At 57.5% G+C, this 20,435-nt stretch carries 15 protein-coding genes; 10 read left to right on the forward strand and 5 right to left on the reverse strand.

The features are described from left to right. Positions 1 to 10 precede the first annotated feature (10 nt). The 6 genes from PGR10_RS02385 to pcaC are packed head-to-tail and all read left to right on the forward strand — an operon-like array spanning position 11 to position 5,075. Positions 11 to 697, forward strand: a complete 687-nt coding sequence (locus PGR10_RS02385) for a 3-oxoacid CoA-transferase subunit A (protein WP_032707939.1) — start codon at positions 11 to 13, stop codon at positions 695 to 697. A 10-nt stretch (positions 698 to 707) separates the two neighbouring features. Further along, positions 708 to 1,364 carry a 3-oxoacid CoA-transferase subunit B gene (locus tag PGR10_RS02390; RefSeq protein WP_087858510.1) on the forward strand — a complete coding sequence of 219 codons (657 nt, stop codon included), beginning with the start codon at positions 708 to 710 and terminating at the stop codon, positions 1,362 to 1,364. A gap of 10 nt (positions 1,365 to 1,374) precedes the next feature. Then, positions 1,375 to 2,577: a 3-oxoadipyl-CoA thiolase gene (pcaF, locus tag PGR10_RS02395; RefSeq protein ID WP_430922498.1), complete on the forward strand. Its 1,203-nt coding sequence runs from the start codon at positions 1,375 to 1,377 to the stop codon at positions 2,575 to 2,577. A 9-nt stretch (positions 2,578 to 2,586) separates the two neighbouring features. Continuing rightward, a complete protein-coding gene (locus PGR10_RS02400; protein ID WP_430922846.1) occupies positions 2,587 to 3,939 on the forward strand; it encodes a 3-carboxy-cis,cis-muconate cycloisomerase in 1,353 nt (450 codons plus the stop codon). Then, positions 3,929 to 4,696, forward strand: coding sequence for a 3-oxoadipate enol-lactonase (pcaD, locus tag PGR10_RS02405; RefSeq protein ID WP_430922847.1), 768 nt, complete (start codon positions 3,929 to 3,931; stop codon positions 4,694 to 4,696). Before PGR10_RS02400 ends, pcaD begins: the two co-directional genes overlap by 11 nt. Further along, positions 4,686 to 5,075, forward strand: a complete 390-nt coding sequence (gene pcaC, locus PGR10_RS02410; protein WP_015705266.1) for a 4-carboxymuconolactone decarboxylase — start codon at positions 4,686 to 4,688, stop codon at positions 5,073 to 5,075. The genes pcaD and pcaC overlap by 11 nt, the downstream gene beginning before the upstream one ends. Positions 5,076 to 5,560: 485 nt before the next feature. Here pcaC and PGR10_RS02415 read toward each other — a convergent pair whose 3' ends face one another. The 3 genes from PGR10_RS02415 to PGR10_RS02425 form a co-directional block, all read right to left on the reverse strand. Beyond that, complete coding sequence (locus tag PGR10_RS02415) at positions 5,561 to 7,177, reverse strand: mechanosensitive ion channel family protein (protein ID WP_308958785.1); 1,617 nt, start codon at positions 7,175 to 7,177, stop codon at positions 5,561 to 5,563. A 149-nt stretch (positions 7,178 to 7,326) separates the two neighbouring features. Continuing rightward, positions 7,327 to 8,979 (reverse strand): class I fumarate hydratase FumA, encoded by a 1,653-nt coding sequence (gene fumA, locus PGR10_RS02420; protein WP_213317628.1) that lies wholly within the window; start codon positions 8,977 to 8,979, stop codon positions 7,327 to 7,329. Positions 8,980 to 9,034: 55 nt separating this feature from the next. Beyond that, positions 9,035 to 10,540 (reverse strand): anion permease, encoded by a 1,506-nt coding sequence (locus tag PGR10_RS02425; protein WP_032707943.1) that lies wholly within the window; start codon positions 10,538 to 10,540, stop codon positions 9,035 to 9,037. 640 nt (positions 10,541 to 11,180) lie between these two features. Between PGR10_RS02425 and PGR10_RS02430 the strand changes: the two genes are divergently transcribed. Continuing rightward, on the forward strand, positions 11,181 to 13,958 hold the full coding sequence (locus tag PGR10_RS02430) for a flavocytochrome c (protein WP_430922849.1): 2,778 nt from the start codon (positions 11,181 to 11,183) through the stop codon (positions 13,956 to 13,958). Positions 13,959 to 14,020: 62 nt separating this feature from the next. After that, complete coding sequence (locus tag PGR10_RS02435) at positions 14,021 to 14,971, forward strand: FAD:protein FMN transferase (protein ID WP_430922850.1); 951 nt, start codon at positions 14,021 to 14,023, stop codon at positions 14,969 to 14,971. Here PGR10_RS02435 and dcuR read toward each other — a convergent pair. After that, positions 14,952 to 15,671 carry a two-component system response regulator DcuR gene (gene dcuR, locus PGR10_RS02440; protein ID WP_430922851.1) on the reverse strand — a complete coding sequence of 240 codons (720 nt, stop codon included), beginning with the start codon at positions 15,669 to 15,671 and terminating at the stop codon, positions 14,952 to 14,954. The genes PGR10_RS02435 and dcuR overlap by 20 nt on opposite strands. Continuing rightward, entirely contained in the window at positions 15,668 to 17,284 is a 1,617-nt protein-coding gene (locus tag PGR10_RS02445; RefSeq protein WP_430922852.1) for a sensor histidine kinase, read from the reverse strand. The genes dcuR and PGR10_RS02445 overlap by 4 nt, the downstream gene beginning before the upstream one ends. Before the next feature lie 304 nt (positions 17,285 to 17,588). On the opposite strand from PGR10_RS02445, the gene PGR10_RS02450 reads away from it, so the two are divergent. Continuing rightward, a complete protein-coding gene (locus PGR10_RS02450) occupies positions 17,589 to 18,509 on the forward strand; it encodes an N-acetylmuramic acid 6-phosphate etherase (protein ID WP_430922853.1) in 921 nt (306 codons plus the stop codon). A 244-nt stretch (positions 18,510 to 18,753) separates the two neighbouring features. Beyond that, complete coding sequence (gene mqo, locus PGR10_RS02455) at positions 18,754 to 20,409, forward strand: malate dehydrogenase (quinone) (protein WP_316423838.1); 1,656 nt, start codon at positions 18,754 to 18,756, stop codon at positions 20,407 to 20,409. The last annotated feature ends 26 nt before the right edge of the window (positions 20,410 to 20,435 follow it).

Below are 20,435 nucleotides of genomic sequence, written 5' to 3' on the forward strand. Positions count from 1 at the left end.
GAGCGACCTGATGATTGATAAAAGCGTGTCGACGCTGAGTGAGGCCATTGCCGGGATCCACGACGGCGCGACCATCATGATTGGCGGATTTGGCCCCGCCGGGCAGCCGACGTACCTGATTGATGCTCTGATTGAACAGGGCGCCCGCGACCTAACCATTATTAATAACAACGCGGGCAATGGCGAAGTGGGGCTGGCGGCGCTGCTCAAAGCCGGACGGGTGCGCAAAATGATCTGCTCATTCCCGCGTCAGGTGGATTCACAAATTTTCGATGACCTCTATCGCCGCGGCAAGGTTGAGCTGGAACTGGTGCCGCAGGGCAATCTGGCGGCGCGGATCCAGGCCGCTGGCGCGGGTCTCGGCGCAGTCTTTACCCCGACGGGCTACGGCACGCCGCTGGCGGAAGGCAAAGAAACCCGGGAAATCGACGGCCGCCACTATGTGCTTGAGTATCCGATTAAAGCCGATTTTGCTCTTATTAAAGCCCATCAGGGCGACCGCTGGGGCAACCTGGTATATCGCAAAGCGGCGCGCAACTTCGGCCCGATTATGGCGACCGCCGCCAAAACTACCATTGTTGAAGTCTCGCAGCTGGTCGCCCTTGGCGAACTCGACCCGGAAAACATCATCACCCCGGGGATTTTCGTCCAGCGCGTATTCTCGCTGGAAAATCTGTCCGTCGCGCAAAGCGCCTGAGGAGCCGAACATGCAAAAACTGACTCGTGACGAAATGGCCCAGCGCGTCGCCCGCGATATTCCAGAAGGCGCTTACGTAAACCTCGGTATTGGCCTGCCAACCCGTATCGCCAACTATCTACCTGCCGATAAAGAGGTGTTCCTGCACAGTGAAAACGGGCTACTGGGAATGGGGCCGAAGCCGCAGTCCGGCGAAGAGGACCCGGAACTGATCAACGCGGGTAAAGAGTATGTCACTCTGCTGCAGGGAGGCTGTTTTTTCCACCATGGCGACTCCTTCGCCATGATGCGCGGCGGGCATCTCGATATCTGCGTGCTGGGCGCCTATCAGGTTTCCGCCAGCGGCGATCTCGCTAACTGGAGCACCGGCGCGCCGGATTCGATCCCGGCGGTTGGAGGGGCGATGGATTTGGCTATCGGCGCCCGCCAGGTGTTTGTGATGATGGACCATCTGACCCGCGATGGCGAATGCAAACTGGTCGAACAGTGCAGCTACCCGCTGACCGGCGTCGGTTGCGTCAGCCGTATCTATACCGATCTGGCGGTCATCGATATTACCGACCGCGGCCCGGTGGTGCGCGAAATCTTTAATGGCCTCTCATTTGAAGAGCTACAGCGCATCACACCGGTGGCGCTGACTTTTGAACAACTGGCGGAAAGCGCGTAAGGAACCTATGATGAATCAGGCATTTATCTGTGATGCGGTACGTACGCCGTTTGGCCGTTTTGGCGGCGCATTATCGAGTATGCGCGCTGACGATCTGGCGGCGCTGCCGCTGAAAGCGCTGCTGGAGCGTAATCCGGGCCTCGATCCGGCGCTAATTGACGATGTTATCTACGGCTGCGCCAACCAGGCCGGAGAAGATAACCGTAACGTGGCGCGTATGGCGTTGTTGCTGGCCGGGCTGCCGCAGAGCGTTCCCGGCAGCACGATTAACCGCCTGTGCGGCTCGAGCCTTGATGCGATCGGCGTCGCGGCGCGGGCCATTAAAAGCGGCGAAACTCAACTGATGATCGCCGGTGGGGTGGAGAGTATGTCGCGCGCGCCGTTTGTGATGGGGAAAGCCGAGAGCGCCTTTAGCCGCTCGATGCAAATGGAAGATACCACCATTGGCTGGCGTTTTATTAACCCGCAGATGAAAGCGTTGTACGGCGTGCACTCGATGCCCGAAACCGCGGAAAACGTCGCCGATGAGTTCGCCATTTCTCGCGCCGACCAGGACGCTTTTGCGCTTCGTAGCCAGCAGCGTACCGCCGCGGCGCAGGAGGCGGGGCGTTTCGCCGATGAACTGATCGCCGTGTCGGTACCGCAACGCAAAGGAGAGCCGCTGCGCTTCAGCCGCGATGAACACCCGCGCAGCACCTCGCTGGAAGCCCTGGCTAAACTGCGCGGCGTGGTTCGCGCCGACGGCAGCGTTACCGCCGGTAACGCCTCCGGCGTCAATGACGGCGCCTGCGGGCTGCTGTTGGCCAGTGAGCAGGCGATGTCGGCGAATGATTTACAGCCGCTGGCGCGAGTTGTCGGCGTGGCGACGGCGGGGGTGGCGCCGCGAATTATGGGCTTCGGCCCGGCGCCGGCGGTGCGTAAAGTGTTAGCGCAAACCGGGCTGACGCTGGCGCAGATGGATGTCATCGAACTGAATGAGGCTTTTGCCGCGCAGGCGCTGGCGGTTACCCGTGATTTAGGCCTGCCGGATGATGCTGCCCACGTTAACCCCAACGGCGGGGCCATCGCGCTGGGTCATCCGCTGGGAGCTTCCGGCGGACGTCTGGCGATGACCGCCGCTTATCAGTTGAAGCGTACCGGCGGCCGCTATGCGCTGTGCACCATGTGTATCGGCGTGGGCCAGGGGATTGCGCTGATTATTGAACGCGTTTAAGGAGTCGCGATGAGTTTGTTGACCCCCATGTTGCGCAGCAGTCCGCTAACCGACTGGTTTAGCGATGCGCAGCGGGTACAGGGCATGCTGGATTTCGAAGCCGCGCTGGTGCAGGCGCAGGCCGACTGCGGGCTGGTGCCGCAGGCGGCAGTCTTGCCGATAGTCAACGCCTGCCGGCATGCGCTTATTGATTTCGACGCGCTTGGACAGGCTGCGGCCAGCGCCGGCAATCTGGCTATTCCGCTGGTCAAACAGCTGACCGCGCGGGTGAAAGCACAGGATCCGGACGCCGCGCGCTATGTCCATTGGGGCGCCACCAGCCAGGACGCTATCGATACCGGCTTTGTTCTGCAACTGCGCGGCGCGCTAGCGGCGACGGATAGCCTGCTACAAATCCTGATTGACGCGCTTGCCGAACAGGCGCAGCGCTATCAACATACGGTGATGCCGGGACGCACCTGGATGCAACATGCGCTACCGATCACCTTTGGCCTTAAACTGGCGGGGACGCTGGATGCGCTGTTGCGCTGGCAGCAGCGGTTGATTGAGATGCGCCCACGGGTGCTGGCGCTGCAGTTTGGCGGCGCGGCGGGCACGCTTGATTCATTGAAACAGCAGGCGCCGCAGGTGGCGCAGGCATTGGCGCAAACCCTTGACCTACAATTGCCGGATACGCCATGGCATAGCCAGCGTGACCGTTTCCTCGAGGTCGGCGCCTGGTTCGCTGGCGTTTGCGGTACCTTGGGAAAATTCGCCAATGATTTTTCGCTGCTGATGCAAACCGAGGTCGCTGAAGTCGGCGAACCGCTGGCGGAAGGGCGCGGGGGCTCCTCGACCATGCCGCACAAACGTAACCCGGTCTCCTGCGCGGCGATTTTAACCGCGGCGCAGCGCACGCCGGGGCTGGTCGCCACCCTTTACGCCGGTCAAATCCAACAGCATGAGCGCGCGCTCGGCGGCTGGCAGGCCGAATGGGAAACGCTACCGGAACTGATCATGCTGGTGGGCGGGGCGCTGGCGCAAACCGACATGCTGGTGCGCGAGATGCAGGTTTTCGTGCATAAGATGCGTGCCGACCTTGATATTACCCACGGGCTGATTATGGCGGAAGCGGTGACCCTGGCGCTGGCGGAGTTTATTGGCAAAGCCGAGGCGCATCATCGTGTAGAAGCGCTGTGCCGCCAGGCTCTGGACAGTTACGGTTTACTTGTCGATCTGCTGGCGGCTGACCCGCAGGTCAATCAGTATCTCTCCCGCGAACGTTTAAACTCGCTACTGGATCCGGAAACGGCCACCGGTAGCGCCGAACGCTTTGTGCGCCAGGTACTGGCGCGTTATCAGGAGCAACATCATGAATCTTGATTATCAACTCGACGGGCCGGAAGGCGCGCCGGTTATCGTGCTGTCGAACTCGCTTGGCACCACGCGCGCCATGTGGCAACCGCAAATGGAGGCCCTGACGGCGAATTTTCGCGTACTGCGTTATGACACCCATGGCCATGGTAAAACGACGAAAAACGGCAAGGTGACCCTGGCGCAACTGGGCGAAGACGTACTTGCGCTGCTCGATCATCTTAATATCGGTAAGGCGCTGTTTTGCGGTATTTCGATGGGCGGGCTGACGGGATTATGGCTGGCGCGCTTTGCGCCGGAACGTTTTTACGCGGTGGCGGTGGCTAATACCGCGGCGCGGATCGGCGATCAGTCGGGCTGGCTTTCCCGCGCCCGCGCGGTGCGTCAGGAAGGGATGGATGTGGTTGCCGCGGGAGCGGCGGACCGCTGGTTTACTGATAATTTCCGCCAGCGCGCGCCGGAGGTGGTCGAGGCGTTATGTCACCAACTGACCCATAGCGACGCTGAAGGCTACTCCGCCTGCTGCGAAGCCCTGGCGGCGGCAGACCTGCGGGGAGAGGTCGGGCAAATTTCGATTCCGGTGCTGATTATTGCCGGGGAAAGTGACCCTGTCACGACTGTCGCCGACGCTAACTTCCTGCATCAGCAGATTGCCGATTCACAGGTGGTGGTGGTGCGCGCGTCGCATCTGTCGAATATCGAAGCGCCAGCCGCCTTTAACGCCGCGCTGAACGGCTTTTTGCTGGGGGAGCAAAATGGAAGATAAACAACGTTATCAGCAGGGAATGGAGGTTCGCCGCAAGGTATTAGGCGATGCTCACGTTGACCGTACTCTGCAGAATCTGACGCCGCTGAACGAGGAGTTTCAGGATTTCATCACTCGTTACGCCTGGGGAGAAACCTGGACCCGTCCGGGTCTCGATCACCATACCCGCAGCATGATCACCATCGCCATGCTGATTGCGCTGAACCGCGAGGCGGAACTTAAGATGCATCTGCGCGCCGCCTTTAATAATGGCGTGACCCGTGATGAGCTGAAAGAGTTGATTATGCATTCGGCGCTGTACTGCGGTTTACCGGCGGCGAACGCCACGTTGCATCTGGCGCAGCAGGTGTTTGCCGAAATCGACGCCGCGCAGGCGTAGCGGGGAACTGCTTCGCGGCGCTGATTTGTTGTCGATGCGGTTGTTGATACTGTTATCGTTGGCAACTTTTTAGCTTCAGAAAAGCGTTTATCCCGTTTCGCTCCAGAGCATCTTGCGCTCCCGGTTAATTCTTCTGCAATATGTTTTCCGTGGCGCAGGGAGCGCACAGGGGGCGGCCAGTCGCCGCCGCCCCCTGTACCCCCAGGCTCTGGCCGCCAAAATCGCCACTTCGTGGTACCTTCGACTTATCCCGGCAGGCTTCGGGTCGGGCCGAGGCAGCGTCCTTGCAAAACACGGCCCTCAGCCCGCATCCATGCGGGCTGCCCCGGCCTTCCGGGAACGTCTCAGCGATTTTGAGGCCACCAACACCGGCAGTTGCAGCCAGCATGGGGAATAAATTAAAGGCAGGCTGCACGGATCGTAGGCCGGATAAGCGCAGCGCCATCCGGCATTGCCTGATGAAGCTGCGTCGTCGTGGGATGATGTTACCTGTCGCGCTCCTGCGGCGCGACGGCCGGGGCGGTATACCAATCCTCTTTGGCGACCACCACCGCGCCTTTCGGTTGCATAACAAAATTGGGCGACATAATCTGCACGCCAAATTCGTTAAACACATCGATAATGCTGCTGTGCAGCGCGTTGCGCCCCTCCGGCAGCGTCGTTTCCGGTAACAGCCGCACCTGCAGTTCATACGACGTATACCAGTCGAGCAATCCCAGTTTGCGAACCACCGGCGCCACCTGATGATCCACTCCCTGGGCGCGGTGGGCCGCCAGTTCCAGCATCGCCTGTACCTGCCGCCACGGCGTGTCGTAACCAATGGTCACGCCGGTGGTGAGGTTGATTCCCTGTTGCGGGTCATTGGCGCTGAGATTGGTGATTTTACCGCTGACCACCACCGCGTTCGGCAGGGTGACAATATAGTTCTCGCGGGTCAGGATTTTGGTCGCCAGCATGCCGATCTCGCTGACCTGGCCTTCGTTATCGGCGATGCGGATCCAGTCGCCTTTATGCAGCGCGCGGGTATAAATCAGCACCAGGCCGCTCATGGCGTGATTCATCACCCCCGCTGAGCCCAGCGTCAACATCAGGCCGAAAAATACGCTAATCCCCTTGAAGGCCAGAGAGTTTGCCCCTGGCAGGAAAGGATAGGCGGCGGAGAGCGCAAAGAGCCAGATAACCACGGCGATAAGCTTTCGCGTGGCGCCGACGGTTTCCGGATGCAGACCGGGGATCTGCAGACGCCCGGCGGCGACCTGATCCAACACCACCTTCAGCAGGCGGATGATAAACCACGTAATCAGAAAGATAAGCAGTACGATCATCAATCCCGGCAGCGCCGACACGATGGACAGCGAAATATCACGAATTACCCCTACCGACCACTCACCGAGCGATTCTCCCCATACCCGGGTCCACGGAAACAGGCTGAATACCCAACTCAGCCAGACATAACCCGCCAGTACCCCAAGCAGTAGGACCAGCATCGCGTATAACCGGCTTTCAATGTTGCCGAGAAAACGCCGCCAGTTATGTGGGATCATGCTGCGTTTTTCGAGGATCCGCAGATGGAAAAAGCGCCGTACTCGACGCCACGAACGGAACGCGAGATAACCAGCCAGGGCGAGGAGCAACGCGCCGGCGGCGGATTTTAGCGCCGCCAGCAGCAGATAGCGGGTATTGTACTGTTCACGCAGCGACGTCCGTTGCGCTTCCATACGGGCAAGAACGCGCTGCGCCGCCTGATCGAGGGTAAGATCGTCGCCTTCATCAAGGTCGGCCTGGCTTAGCAACATAATAGGTTTGCCATTCATCAGAAACAGCCGCCCCGGCTGGTTGTAGCGGGTGACTGGCACCACCTGCAGCGGCTGGCTGATATCGGCCTCGGTGAAGGCGCGTAACGTATTGCGGATGCGCAGAACCCGTTCTTCCGGCGTGGTCTGACCGAATGTCGCCTGTAGCATGACGATCGGTTGATGGAAAATCGCGACGGTTCGCGCCTGCTCGCGAGCGGTGGGCTGCTGACGAGGTTCTGCCGCCGAAAGCGGAAAGGCCAGCCATAGCAGAAAACACGCCGTTAATAACGCCTGGATCCTGTTCATATGCGACACCGGAAAAGGGGGAATTATTGTTATTTTTCAGCTGGTCAAACTCTGAGCGGCTGCTGGATTGAGCATAGTTCAGCGTCGGGTGAATTCAAGAATAAAGGGGGAGAATACGCCCGACGATGAGCCGCCGGGCGGGGAGGGAATTAGCCGTGTTGTTTACAACCGGCGCACTGCTGATTTTGGATCTGTTGGAAGAAATCGTTACCTTTATCATCAACGAGAATAAAGGCCGGGAAATCTTCGACTTCGATTTTCCAGATAGCTTCCATACCCAGTTCCGGATAGGCCACGCACTCGAGGCTCTTAATGCTCTGTTGCGCGAGGACTGCCGCCGGGCCGCCAATACTGCCGAGGTAGAATCCCCCGTGTTTATGACAGGCATCGGTCACCTGCTGGCTGCGGTTGCCTTTGGCCAGCATTACCATGCTGGCGCCGTGCGATTGCAGCAGATCGACATAAGAATCCATACGTCCCGCGGTGGTCGGGCCGAGGGAACCGGAGGCATAACCGGCCGGCGTTTTGGCCGGGCCGGCATAGTAGATCGGGTGATCTTTCACGTACTGCGGCAGCGCTTCGCCGTTATCGATAAGTTCCTTCAGCTTAGCGTGGGCAATGTCGCGGGCCACGATAATGGTGCCGTTAAGGCTCAGACGCGTGGAGACCGGGTGCGCCGACAGCTGCGTGAGGATCTCGCTCATCGGCTGGTTCAGATTGATACTAACCACATTGCCTTCGCCCTGCTGGCGCAGGTGTTCAGGAATGTATTTCCCCGGGTTGCTTTCCAGTTTTTCAATCCAGATGCCGTCGCGGTTGATTTTAGCTTTGATATTGCGGTCGGCGGAGCAGGAGACGCCCATGCCGATCGGGCACGAAGCGCCGTGGCGCGGCAGACGGATGACGCGGATATCGTGGGCGAAATATTTCCCGCCGAACTGCGCGCCGAGACCGAGGTTTTGCGCTTCTTGCAGCAGCTCTTGCTCCAGTTGCACATCGCGGAACGCCTGACCGTGCTCGTTGCCCGCGGTCGGCAGGTCGTCATAGTAGCGGGCGGAAGCCAGCTTAACGGTCTTCAGCGTCGCTTCCGCCGAGGTGCCGCCAATCACAAAGGCGATGTGGTAGGGCGGGCAGGCCGCGGTACCAAGGGTACGCATCTTTTCGACGAGGTAGTTTTTCAGCTTCGCCGGGGTGATTAACGCTTTGGTTTCCTGGTACAGATAGGTTTTGTTGGCGGAACCGCCGCCTTTCGCCATACACAGGAATTTATATTCGTCGCCATCGACGCTGTAGAGATCGATCTGCGCCGGCAGGTTGGTGCCGGTGTTGACCTCTTTATACATATCCAGCGGCGCATTCTGCGAGTAACGCAGGTTGTCTTCGGTATAGGTGTTATAGACGCCCTGCGCCAGCGCGGCTTCATCGCCGCCGCCGGTCCATACGCGCTGGCCTTTTTTACCCATGATGATGGCGGTGCCGGTATCCTGGCAGGTTGGCAGCACGCCTTTGGCGGCGATTTCGGAATTACGCAGGAATTGCAGCGCGACGTATTTGTCGTTTTCGCTGGCCTGCGGGTCGAGCAGGATGGCCGCGACCTGCTGCTGATGTGAGACGCGCAGCATGAAAGCGGCATCGTGGAAGGCCTGCTGCGCCAGCAGGGTTAACGCCTGTGGTTCAACTTTCAATACTTCCTGACCATCGAATTCGGCGACCGAGACGTGCTCTTTGCTGAGCAAATAGTATTCGGTATCGTCATGCGCCATCGGGAACGGGTCTTGATAAACAAAGGGTTTCGTCGACATATTCACATACTCCATAAAGATAAAAACCGCCGGGGGAAGACCCGGCGGTTATGAATCAGAACATCATGGACATCCACGGATAGCCAATCAGCAGCAGGGCGGCCAGGAAGATGGCGCCGAAGATGGTGCCGAGGCGCCAGTAATCTTTGGTCGGCAGATAGCCGCTGCCGTAGTAAATCGGGCTCGGGCCGGTACCGTACGGAGTGATGATGCCCATCACGCCCAGCGAGGTCACCATCAGCAGGACGAAGACTTCCATATTCATTCCCGGGATAGTCGAAGCGATGGTCAGCATGGCCGGCAGCAGCGCGGTAGTGTGCGCGGTGGTACTGGCGAACAGGTAGTGCAGCAGATAGAACGCCAGCAGCAGGACGATGGTCGCAACGCCCGGAGAAATACCGCTCATCAGCGCGCCGCCTTCTTTACCCAGCCAGGCGATGAAGCCTGTGGAGGAAAGACCGTCAGCCAGCGCGACCAGCGTGGCGAACCAGACAAAGGTATTCCATGCCGCTTTGTTATTGGTGATATCGCTCCAGGACAGCACGCCGGTCCACAGCATCAGCACGATAACCAGCAGAGCAGCCAGCGCCGGTTCAATCCAGTCGGCGGCGAAGATCCACATCATCAGCGCGAAGCAAACAAACACCAGCAGCAGGATTTCATTGCGCGACAGTTTGCCCAGTTTCTCTAATTCACGAGCGGCCCACAGCGGTACTTCGTTATTGATTTTAACTTCTGGCGGATAGAACCAGTACGCCAGCAGCGGCATGGCCAGAATCAACAGGATACCGAGCGGCAGGAAGGCGATAAACCAGGTACCCCAGGAGATGTTGATACCGACGATGCTTTTTACCAGCGCCAGCGCCAGCAGGTTCGGCGCCAGCGCCGACAGGAACATGGAACTGGTGATACAGGCGGCGGTAATGGCGACCCACATCAGATAAGAGCCAATACGGCGTGCGCTCGGATCGTTAGGTTTAGAACCGTACAGCGGCGGCAGGTTAGCGATGATCGGGTAGATGGTCCCGCCGCTACGTGCGGTGTTGGATGGGGTAAACGGCGCCAGCAGCAGGTCAGCGAAGGTAATGGCGTAGCCCAGCGTCAGGCTGCGGCGGCCAAGATATTTTACCAGAATCAGCGCCAGACGGCGGCCGAACTGGGTTTTGTCATAGCCCGCGGCGAACATGAACGCGCCGAAGATAAGCCACACGGTAGAGTTGCCAAAGCCGCTCACCGCCCATTTAAATGACGCGCCGGCCAGCTTAAAGCTTGGCGCCGCCATCTGTTCCGGGCTGAACAGCAGCCACTGGCTACATAAAGCAATCACCACCACCCCGGTGATACCGATAACGGCGCCCGGCAGCGGTTCGAAGATAAGGCCGACGATGACGCCGACGAAGATAGCAAAATAGTGCCAGGCGAAAGGTGGTAAGCCGTCAGGCACCGGGACAAACAGCAGCAGTACGGCGACGATAATGGGCAACGCCATCATGATCAGACGTTTATACGCCGCGTTAGACGCGGCACCGGCAGGCGGTATGGTTGTCTTTTTCTCTTTCATAATGAGTATCTGCTAGTAGTTGAAAATACGGTTCCGTCTTCGCTTACAACGCTCGATTTTTTTTAGTTGCGAAAGTTTCTTTAATTATTAATGGTCGAGATTGCTTATTGCTTAAACGGTTATTTAACGCGTTTTGCGCGGCGTTAAATTAAATTCATTGGGTATTTATATATTGCGCTTTCACGTTGCATTGCAATTGATCGAGATCAAAAAAAACAGGTGATCTGGATCTTTTTTTTCGTTTGGCAATAACCACATATGATGATGTGGTTATTATCCGTAAGAAACGTCAATTGTTAATGGAACGCTTAAATAATAATAAATGGCTAAACAGATTTGTTATTTAAGTTATTGAAATAATGTGTTTTATTTTTGTTTTGCGCGTTTTTCTAGCGTTAACAAAAGTGACCGAAATGTTATCATTCATTTGTATTATGTAAATGCGATATATAAATTTAATAATACAATGGAGGTATTGCTGTTATTGCAGGTATTAAATAGTTTTTTAACTAACGTAATTAATTTAGTAACTAAAAAACACGCTATATTATTGGCATGACAACAGGAATGAAAATAAACAATCAATAAAATTTCCGTCACCCAATTCTGAATTTCAATATTTAAAATCTGGAGTATTAATATGACCAGTAACGAACGAATTCTGCAGCCATTTACTTTACCGAATGGGACTGAACTGAAAAACCGTTTGCTAATGGCGCCAATGACCACCTGCACCGGTTATTTCGATGGTACCGTCACCAGCGAGCTCGTTGAATACTATCGCGCCCGCGCTGGCAGCATCGGAACTATCATCGTTGAATGCTGCTTTATTGATGATTATGGTCTGGCCTTCCCGGGCGCTATCGGCATTGATAACGATGAAAAAATCGCCGGGTTGGCGAAAATCGCCGAAGCGATTAAAGCGGAAGGCTCAAAAGCGATTCTGCAGATTTACCACGGCGGCCGCATGGTTGACCCACAGTTGATTGGCGGTCGCCAGCCGGTGGCGCCGAGCGCTATTGCCGCGCCGCGCGACGGCGCCGCCATGCCGCGCGCCCTCAGTGGTGAAGAAGTCGAAGGCATGATTGCCAAATTTGGCGACGGCGTTCGCCGCGCCATTCTCGCCGGTTTCGACGGCGTCGAAATCCACGGCGCCAACACCTATCTTATTCAACAGTTCTATTCGCCGAACTCCAACCAGCGTGACGATGAGTGGGGCGGCAGCCGCGACAACCGCGCCAGATTCCCGCTGGCGGTACTGGACATCACGCATAAAATGGCCCGCCAGTACGCTGACGATGCCTTTATTATCGGCTATCGCTTCTCGCCGGAAGAGATGGAAGTCCCGGGGATCCGCTTCGATGACACCATGTATCTGCTGGAGAAACTGGCCGCCCGCGGCGTTGATTACCTGCACTTCTCGGTTGGCGCGACGCTGCGCCCGTCTATCGTAGATACCAGCGATCCGACGCCGCTGATTGAAAAGTACTGCGCCATGCGTTCTGAAACGCTGGCGCAGGTACCGGTGATGGGCGTCGGCGGGGTGGTTAACGCAGCCGACGCCGAACAGGGCCTCGATCACGGTTATGATCTGATGGCCGTCGGCCGCGCCTGCATCGCCTATCCGGACTGGGCTTCACGTATCGCCGCCGGCGAAGAGCTGGAACTCTTTATCGACAGCACCCAGCGCGAGGCGCTGCATATTCCGGAACCGCTGTGGCGTTTCTCGCTGGTCGAAGCGATGATCCGCGACATGAGCATGGGCGACGCGAAATTTAAACCGGGGATGTTTGTCGAAACCGTTCAGGACGATGCCAACGAACTGGTCATTAACGTCAGCCTCGAAAACGATCGCATTGCGGATATCGAGCTGGCCGCAAGCCCAGTACAGAGCGTTGAATTTACCACCAGCTTCGAAGAGATCCGCGAACGTATTCTGACCGCCAACACGCCGCACGTCGATGCTATCTCCGGCGCGACCAGCCAGAGCGAAGCGGTGAAAAAAGCGGTGTCCAAAGCGATGCTGAAATCCAGCAAAGCGCTGGCCGCGGAAGAGGGCGGCAACGATGCCGCGCCGAAAAGCTATGACGTTGTGGTGGTGGGGAGCGGCGGCGCCGGTCTGGCCGCGGCGATTCAGGCCCACGACGAAGGCGCCAGCGTGCTGATCGTCGAAAAAATGCCGACTATTGGCGGCAACACCATCAAAGCTTCCGCCGGGATGAACGCCGCGGAAACCCGCTTCCAGCGGGTGAAAGGTATCGAAGACAGTAAGGAGTTGTTCTACCGGGAAACCCTGAAGGGCGGCCACAATAAAAATAACCCGCAGCTGTTGCGCCGTTTCGTTGAAAACGCGCCGCAAGCCATTGAATGGCTGGCGGACCGTGGGATTATGCTTAATGATATTACCACCACCGGCGGGATGAGTATCGACCGTACCCACCGTCCGCGCGACGGATCGGCGGTTGGCGGCTACCTGATTAGCGGTCTGGTGCGTAATATCACCAAACGCGGTATCGATGTACTGCTGGATACCTCGGTAGAGGAGATCCTGATGCGCCACGGTGAGGTGAGCGGCGTGCGTCTTATCAACGATGAACAAGAGATCATCGACGTGCAGACCAAAAGCATCATCGTGGCGACCGGCGGCTTCAGCGCCAACAGCGCGATGGTGGTGAAATATCGTCCTGACCTCGAAGGCTTCGTGACCACCAACCATAAAGGGGCGACCGGTAGCGGTATCGCGCTGCTGGAACGCATTGGCGCCGGCACCGTGGACATGGGCGAAATTCAAATTCACCCGACTGTCGAACAGCAGACCTCGTATCTGATTTCCGAATCGATTCGCGGCGGCGGCGCTATTCTCGTTAACCAGCAGGGGAACCGCTTCTTCAACGAGATGGAGACCCGCGATAAGGTGTCTGCGGCGATTATCGCGCTGCCGGAACACTATGCTTACATCGTCTTCGACGAGCATGTGCGGGCGAAAAACAAAGCCGCCGACGAGTATATCGCCAAAGGCTTCGTCACCAGCGCCAGCTCGCCGCGTGAACTAGCGGAGAAACTGGGGATGGATTACCATGCGTTCCTCGCTACGCTGGAATGCTACAACGGCGCAGTGGAAAAACAGCACGATGAAGCGTTTGGCCGCACAACCGCGCTGCGCGCGCCGATTAACGAAGGTCCGTTCCACGCCATTCGTATTGCCCCAGGGGTGCACCACACTATGGGCGGCGTGACCATTAATACCGATGGCGAAGTGCTGAATGTGGCGCAGCAGCCGATTCGCGGCGCCTACGCCGCGGGTGAAGTGGTTGGCGGTATCCATGGCGGTAACCGCATCGGCGGTAACGCGGTCGCGGATATCATCATCTTCGGTACCCTCGCGGGCCATCAGGCGGCGAAACGTGCCAGAGGATAATAGGTAAATGCTGATGCCGGGCTGGCTTAGCCGCCCGGCTTATCCCTTCTAAGGAGAGCCCAATGTCCGATAACCGCGTCTATAGCTACTCCGCCGTGTTGATGGGCTCGCCCATCCTGCTCAAACTCTATTCCCACGATGAGGCGCTGGCCTCCCGCGTCTTTCAGTTAATTAAACGCTACGAAGATCTGCTCACCGTTAACCGCGCACAGTCGCAAGTGATGGATATCAACCATGCCGCCGGGCATCTTCCCGTTACCGTTAGCCGTCCGGTGTACCAGCTGATTAAGTGCGCTAAAGCCGCCAGTATGGTGCGCGACAGCGCCTTTAATCTGGCTATCGGCCCGCTGGTTAAACTGTGGCGCATTGGCTTTCAGGGTCATAGCGTGCCGTCGGCGGCGGATATTGCGGCGCGGCTGCCGTTAACCCGCCCGCAGGATGTCATTCTTGATGACGAAAAGCAGAGCGTGTGGCTGGCACAGGCCGGAATGGAAATTGACCTTGGCGCAATCGCCAAAGGATATATCGCCGACCGGGTACGCGATTACCTGGGCCAGCAGGGGATTGAAAAGGCGCTGATTAACCTCGGCGGCAATGTACATACGTTAGGGGAATGGTCGATTGGGCTGAAAAAACCCTTTGCCGCTGAGCAGGAACTTATCGGCTCGATTGCCGTTGCCGGGCAGTCGGTTGTCACTTCAGGCACCTATGAACGCTATTTCGAGCAGGATGGCAAACGCTGGCACCATATCCTCGATCCGCGCAGCGGCTATCCGCTGGATAACGAACTCGACAGCGTCACGGTCATTTCCGCGGATTCACTGGACGGCGATATCTGGACCACGCTGCTGTATGGCCTTGGCGTGGAGAAGGGTTGCGCGGCGCTGCGCCAGCGGGACGACATTGAAGCGATTTTTGTCACCAAAAACCGCGGCGTGATTCTGTCGTCACCGCAGCGCATCCGCTTTCAACTGCTCGACAGCGGCTATCAGATTACTGACTGTACTGCTTGAGCAGGCCGTACTGCTCGGCGACCAGCCGATAGCGGTACACCGGTCGGCCGGTCGCGCCGTAATGAATGGTAGTGTAGAGAATATTGATCTGCGCGAGCCAGATCAGATACTTGCGGCAGGAGACGCGCGAGATATTTACCGCCGCCGCCAGTTCATCGGTAGAGAACTCCACATCAGGGTGGCTATCAATCCACTGGCACAGCGTGCGTAAGGTCTGCGCCGTTAAGCCTTTCGGCAGCTTACGCGCGTCAACCGCTTCCGGCGTGCCGCCGTGCAGTAGACGATCGACATCCGCCTGCTCGTAATAGGGCTGGCCGGTCATCAGTTTACGTTTTTCACGCCATGCGGTCAGCGCCTCTTCAAAGCGCGGGAACTGGAAGGGCTTAATCAGATAATCCACCACGCCATAGTGCATAGCGGTTTGAACGGTGGCTGCATCGGCGGCGGAGGTTATCATAATCACGTCGATGGCGCGGCCGCTGGCGCGAATGGTCGGCAGCAGATCGAGGCCGCTATCCTGCTGCATGTAAACGTCCAGCAGCACCAAATCGATCGCCATCTGCGGGTCGTTAATCATCTCCTGGGCTTTGCCGAGCGTCGACGCGGTGCCGCAGCAGCTGAAACCGAGGATGCGCGCCACGTACAGGCGGTTCAGCTCGGCAACCATCGCATCGTCGTCAACAATTAATACATTTATCACGCTTTTTTCCTTTTACTATCCCAGGGCAGGTGAACAAAAAATTGAGTAAATACGCCAGGCTCGGACTCGACGGACAACGTGCCGCCGAGTTCGTGGAGCTGCTGGTTGGCGAGAAACAGGCCGACGCCGCGATTCTCGCCTTTGGTGGAGAAGCCCTTATTAAAGATGGCGTCGATATTAGCCGCCGGGATCCCCGGGCCGTCGTCGCTCACTTCGCCGCTTAACCAGCCATCCTGATAGTGCAATAGCAGGCTCACTTCGCCTTCCGTCTGGCCGCTCATCGCGTCCAGCGCATTTTCAATCAGATTGCCCAACACCGTCACCAGCACGGTGACCTGTTTTTCATTGGGACAATCCGGCACCAGGCTCTCTTCGGCGAGGTTCAAAGAGAAGCCTCGCTCTTTGGCGCGCTGGATTTTACCAATCAGGAAGCCGGCGACCACCGGCGATTTTATCCGGTGCTGAATTTCGCCGATGTCGGCCTGATAGGCATGGGCGGTCTGCAGCACATATTCTTCCAGCTTGTCATAGCTTTTCATATTCAGCAGGCCGAGGATCACGTGCAGCTTGTTCATAAACTCGTGCGAAGTGGTGCGCAGGGCATCAACGTAGCTCATCATGCCGTCCAGACGCTGCACCAGTTGACTCATCTCGGTCTTATCGCGGAAGGTGCTGATGGCGCCGACGATGGCGTTCTGGCTGCGCACCGGGACGGTATTGCTGATCAGCAACAAGCCATTACAGCCGAGCGCGCGGTCATAAATGGGTTCACCGCTGCGCAAAACTTCCTGCAAGTCCGCCAGCAGCGGGGTGCGATCGATGCTTTTATCCGGCCCGCTGAGTAACATGCCGCGGGCGGCCGGGTTAATCAGCGTGACCTGGCCGCAGCTATCCACGGCGATCACGCCTTCTTTCAGCGAGTGCAGCATCGCCTGGCGCTGCTGAAACTGGGTGGAGATATCCTGCGGCTCCAGCCCGAGCAGAATGCGTTTCAAGCCGCGCACCAGGCTCCAGGTGCCGATAGCGCAGACCAGCGCGCTGAACAGAATGGTCAGCAGGACGTCCCAGCGGCTATTGGCGATCTGTTCGTCGACTTTACTCAGCGAAATACCTACCACCACCACGCCAATCTGCTGATGTTGTTCATTGAATACCGGGGTGAACACGCGCAGCGCCGGCGCCAGTACGCCGTGGTTAATCGCCACGTTTTCCCGCCCGGCGAGGGTCGGGCGGATATCCTCGCCGATAAACGGTTTACCGATGATGGCGCTATCCGGATGCGAATAGCGAATGCCGCGCATGTCGGTCACAATCGCGTAAAGCAGATCGTTACGCCGGGTAATGGCCTGCGCCAGCGGCTGAATGATATTACTCTGCGGCGGCTCGCCGAGACCACGCTTTACCTGCGGCATATCGGCCATGGTGCGCGCCACCGCCAGCGCCGTCTCTTTTAAGCCGTCGCGGGTGGCGTTGCTGATCTGCATAAACCATAGCGCGTAGACCAGCAGAAGCACCGCGCCGATAACGCTGCCAATCATTAGCGTGACGGCGGTACTTAATTTCAGGTTGCGGGCGCGCTTGCGGGCGGGCGGCTGTAGCTCGGCTTCCTTCATGACAACCCCGATCGATTCGTTGAACGATCATTATCGCCGATAGGGCGGCTTTCATAAAGCCGTGTAATAACAGTAAAACCGCTTTCTGGATATCCGCTGCCTGACATGCGTAGCCCTCATGCTCGGATAACGCGCAGTCGCGCCGCGATTAGGTGTCGAGTGAACAAACTGTGACCCCCGTGGCGGTAAAGCCGTGGATGAAGGCTTTACACTGGCTGCATCAATCAAATAGCCGTGATGAATGAATGGATATTTCACCGCTGTTGATGTAGCCGCAGTGAGTTCGGTTTTAAATGGAGGTTTTATGAGCAGTAAGCCAACCGCATCAATGCTGGAACGACGCCACCCGCAAACGCGCCATATCGATACGCTCGCCACCCTCGATATGCTGACCCTGCTGCAGCAGGATAACAAACAGATAGCCGTTGCTATCGATGCCTGCCTGCCGCAGATTACCCGGCTGGTGGATAACGCCGCGGCGACTCTGAGCCGGGGAGGACGGCTGGTGATCGTTGGCGCCGGGGCATCCGGGCAGGCGGCGTTGCAAACGGTTAATGACTATTCCCCTGAAGCCAATCACTCACTGGTGGCGATGATCGCCGGTGGTGAAGGGAGCGCGCTGCAGGCCGCCGAGCGGGCGGCTAACGATTATGACGCGGGCTTACGGGATATGCAGCTATTGTCCCTGAGCGCCAACGATATGCTGCTAGCGCTCACCGTCAGCGGCAAAACGCCGTGGGTGTGGGGGGCTATGCGTCACGCCTGGTCGCTGGGCACACCGATTGCTATCCTGACGCAGCAGCCTCATAGCGAAGCCGCGCAGCTGGCGGATATTATGATTGCGCCGCAGACCGGGCCGGAAGCGGTGGCGGGTTATGGCAACCCGAAAGCGCAACTGGCGCAGCGGCAGATCCTCACCCTGTTAACCACCGGCCTGGCGGTACGCAGCGGCAGGGTGTTCGGCAACCTGCGCGTAGACCTACAGGCAACCAGCCCGCGCTGGGAGGAGCGGCAAATCGCCATGGTGATGGCCGCCACAGAGTGTACGCGCGCGCAAGCCAAAGTCGCGCTGGCCAGTTGCAATCAGCATTGTCGGACGGCGATTCTGATGCTGATGACGGGGCTCGATGCCTGGCAGGCGCGGGATCTACTCAGCGAAAACAACAACCATTTGCGTATCGCCTTACGTGAAGCACAAGAGAAAACGCCAAGTAACGTCAATTAAACTCCTCGCCGCGCCGGTTTGTTAAATAACTAAATAAACCGGCGCCAGATTTCTTATCGCCTGAATCATCCTGATTTTCCGCCGATATTTTCACAATGAATGCCAGTGAAATAAATAAACTGCTTTTTTAAGTTAAAAAACTGTTTGCATTAAAATATCGAAGTGTAAATGATATTTTAAAATAAAGTAAAAGTGCGTTAATATGGCGGTTCTTATTACACTTTTGCTACGCGATATTTCTATTATGCCTGCAATTAAAAAAACGATTATATCTATGACCGCATTAGCGATGTTCGTCAGTACGGCGACCTACGCAAATGGCGATACCTCGAAAAAAACTGACTTTCTGCTGATCGGCGGCGGCATCATGAGCGCCTCGCTGGGCACCTGGCTGCAGGAGCTGCAGCCGGAGTGGAAACAGGTGATGGTGGAGAAACTCGACGGCGTCGCGCTGGAGTCCTCCAACGGCTGGAATAACGCCGGTACCGGTCACTCGGCAAATATGGAACTGAACTACACGCCGCAGCGTGCAGACGGTTCTATTGATGTCAGCAAAGCGCTGGATATCAACGAGCAGTTTATGATTTCGCGCCAGTTCTGGTCGGCGCAGGTCAAACGCGGTATTTTGCACGACCCGCATTCGTTTATTAATTCCACGCCGCATATGAGTTTCGTGTGGGGCGATAATGTTGATTATCTGCAAAAGCGTTATAACGCGCTGCAGCAGACCACCTTATTCCAGGGAATGAAATTCTCCACCGATCACGCGCAAATTAAACAGTGGGCGCCGTTGGTCATGGAAGGACGCGATCCGCAGCAAAAAGTGGCTGCCACCTGGACGCCGGTCGGTACCGACGTGAACTACGGCGAAATTACCCGTCAGCTAATCGGCAGCCTGAAAAAGAGCAGCAATTTCTCTCTGCAGACCTCTTCTGAAGTCACCGATTTCAAACGCAATGCCGACAACTCCTGGCACGTGACGATTAAGAACGTGAAGAGCGGTGAAGAGCAGGCTATCGACGCCAAATATGTCTTCATCGGCGCCGGCGGCGGCGCGCTGAAGCTGCTGCAGAAAACCGGCATTCCGGAAGCGGACAACTATGCGGGCTTCCCGGTAGGCGGCTCGTTCCTGATGACCGAAAACCCGGAGCTGACTAAACTGCACCAGCAGAAAGTCTATGGTCAGGCCTCGGTTGGCGCGCCGCCGATGTCGGTACCGCACCTGGATGCTCGTTACCTCGATGGTAAGCGCGTGGTGCTGTTCGGGCCATTCGCCACCTTCTCCACCAAGTTCCTGAAAAACGGTTCGTTCTTCGATCTGCTGAGCACCACCACCACCAGCAACGTACTGCCGATGACCCACGTTGGCCTCGACAACTTCGATCTGGTGAAGTACCTGATTAGCCAGGTTATGCTCAGCGATGATGACCGCTTTGCGGCGCTGAAAGAGTACTACCCGAACGCGCGCAAAGAAGACTGGAAACTGATTCAGGCCGGTCAGCGCGTGCAGATCATCAAAAAAGACGCGGAGAAGGGCGGCGTTCTGAAGCTCGGTACCGAAGTGGTGGTCGATCAGCAGAAAACGATTTCTGCGCTGCTCGGCGCATCGCCAGGTGCTTCCACCGCCGCGCCGATCACCCTGAACGTTCTCAAGCAGATGTTCCCGCAGCAGTTTAACTCGCCGGAATGGCAGAGCCGCATTCGCGCTATCGTGCCGAGCTACGGCGAGAAGTTGAACGGCAACGTGGCCCTGACCCAGCAGGTTTGGGATGACACCGCCGCGGCGCTGCAACTGACCAAGCCTCCGGTCATTCAGATGCCAGAGTCCGCGCCGACCGCGACCGCCAAACCGGCAGAGACGCCGCGCGAAGCCTCGCCGCAGCACGATATGGCGCTGTAACGACGCATCCGGGCAGTGAACAAAAG

The sequence above is a fragment of the Klebsiella sp. 141198 genome, from assembly GCF_050600785.1.
Classification (GTDB): Bacteria; Pseudomonadota; Gammaproteobacteria; order Enterobacterales; family Enterobacteriaceae; genus Klebsiella; species Klebsiella aerogenes.

Bases quoted from the DNA above. Each gene is read 5' to 3' on its own strand.
- PGR10_RS02425 (WP_032707943.1), bottom strand. From the start codon at position 10,540: ATGAAAGAGAAAAAGACAACCATACCGCCTGCCGGTGCCGCGTCTAAC.
- mqo (WP_316423838.1), top strand. From the start codon at position 18,754: ATGCCTGCAATTAAAAAAACGATTATATCTATGACCGCATTAGCGATG.
- PGR10_RS02400 (WP_430922846.1), top strand. From the start codon at position 2,587: ATGAGTTTGTTGACCCCCATGTTGCGCAGCAGTCCGCTAACCGACTGG.
- pcaD (WP_430922847.1), top strand. From the start codon at position 3,929: ATGAATCTTGATTATCAACTCGACGGGCCGGAAGGCGCGCCGGTTATC.
- pcaF (WP_430922498.1), top strand. From the start codon at position 1,375: ATGAATCAGGCATTTATCTGTGATGCGGTACGTACGCCGTTTGGCCGT.
- fumA (WP_213317628.1), bottom strand. From the start codon at position 8,979: ATGTCGACGAAACCCTTTGTTTATCAAGACCCGTTCCCGATGGCGCAT.
- pcaC (WP_015705266.1), top strand. From the start codon at position 4,686: ATGGAAGATAAACAACGTTATCAGCAGGGAATGGAGGTTCGCCGCAAG.
- PGR10_RS02450 (WP_430922853.1), top strand. From the start codon at position 17,589: ATGAGCAGTAAGCCAACCGCATCAATGCTGGAACGACGCCACCCGCAA.
- PGR10_RS02430 (WP_430922849.1), top strand. From the start codon at position 11,181: ATGACCAGTAACGAACGAATTCTGCAGCCATTTACTTTACCGAATGGG.
- PGR10_RS02390 (WP_087858510.1), top strand. From the start codon at position 708: ATGCAAAAACTGACTCGTGACGAAATGGCCCAGCGCGTCGCCCGCGAT.
- PGR10_RS02445 (WP_430922852.1), bottom strand. From the start codon at position 17,284: ATGAAGGAAGCCGAGCTACAGCCGCCCGCCCGCAAGCGCGCCCGCAAC.
- PGR10_RS02415 (WP_308958785.1), bottom strand. From the start codon at position 7,177: ATGAACAGGATCCAGGCGTTATTAACGGCGTGTTTTCTGCTATGGCTG.
- PGR10_RS02435 (WP_430922850.1), top strand. From the start codon at position 14,021: ATGTCCGATAACCGCGTCTATAGCTACTCCGCCGTGTTGATGGGCTCG.
- PGR10_RS02385 (WP_032707939.1), top strand. From the start codon at position 11: ATGATTGATAAAAGCGTGTCGACGCTGAGTGAGGCCATTGCCGGGATC.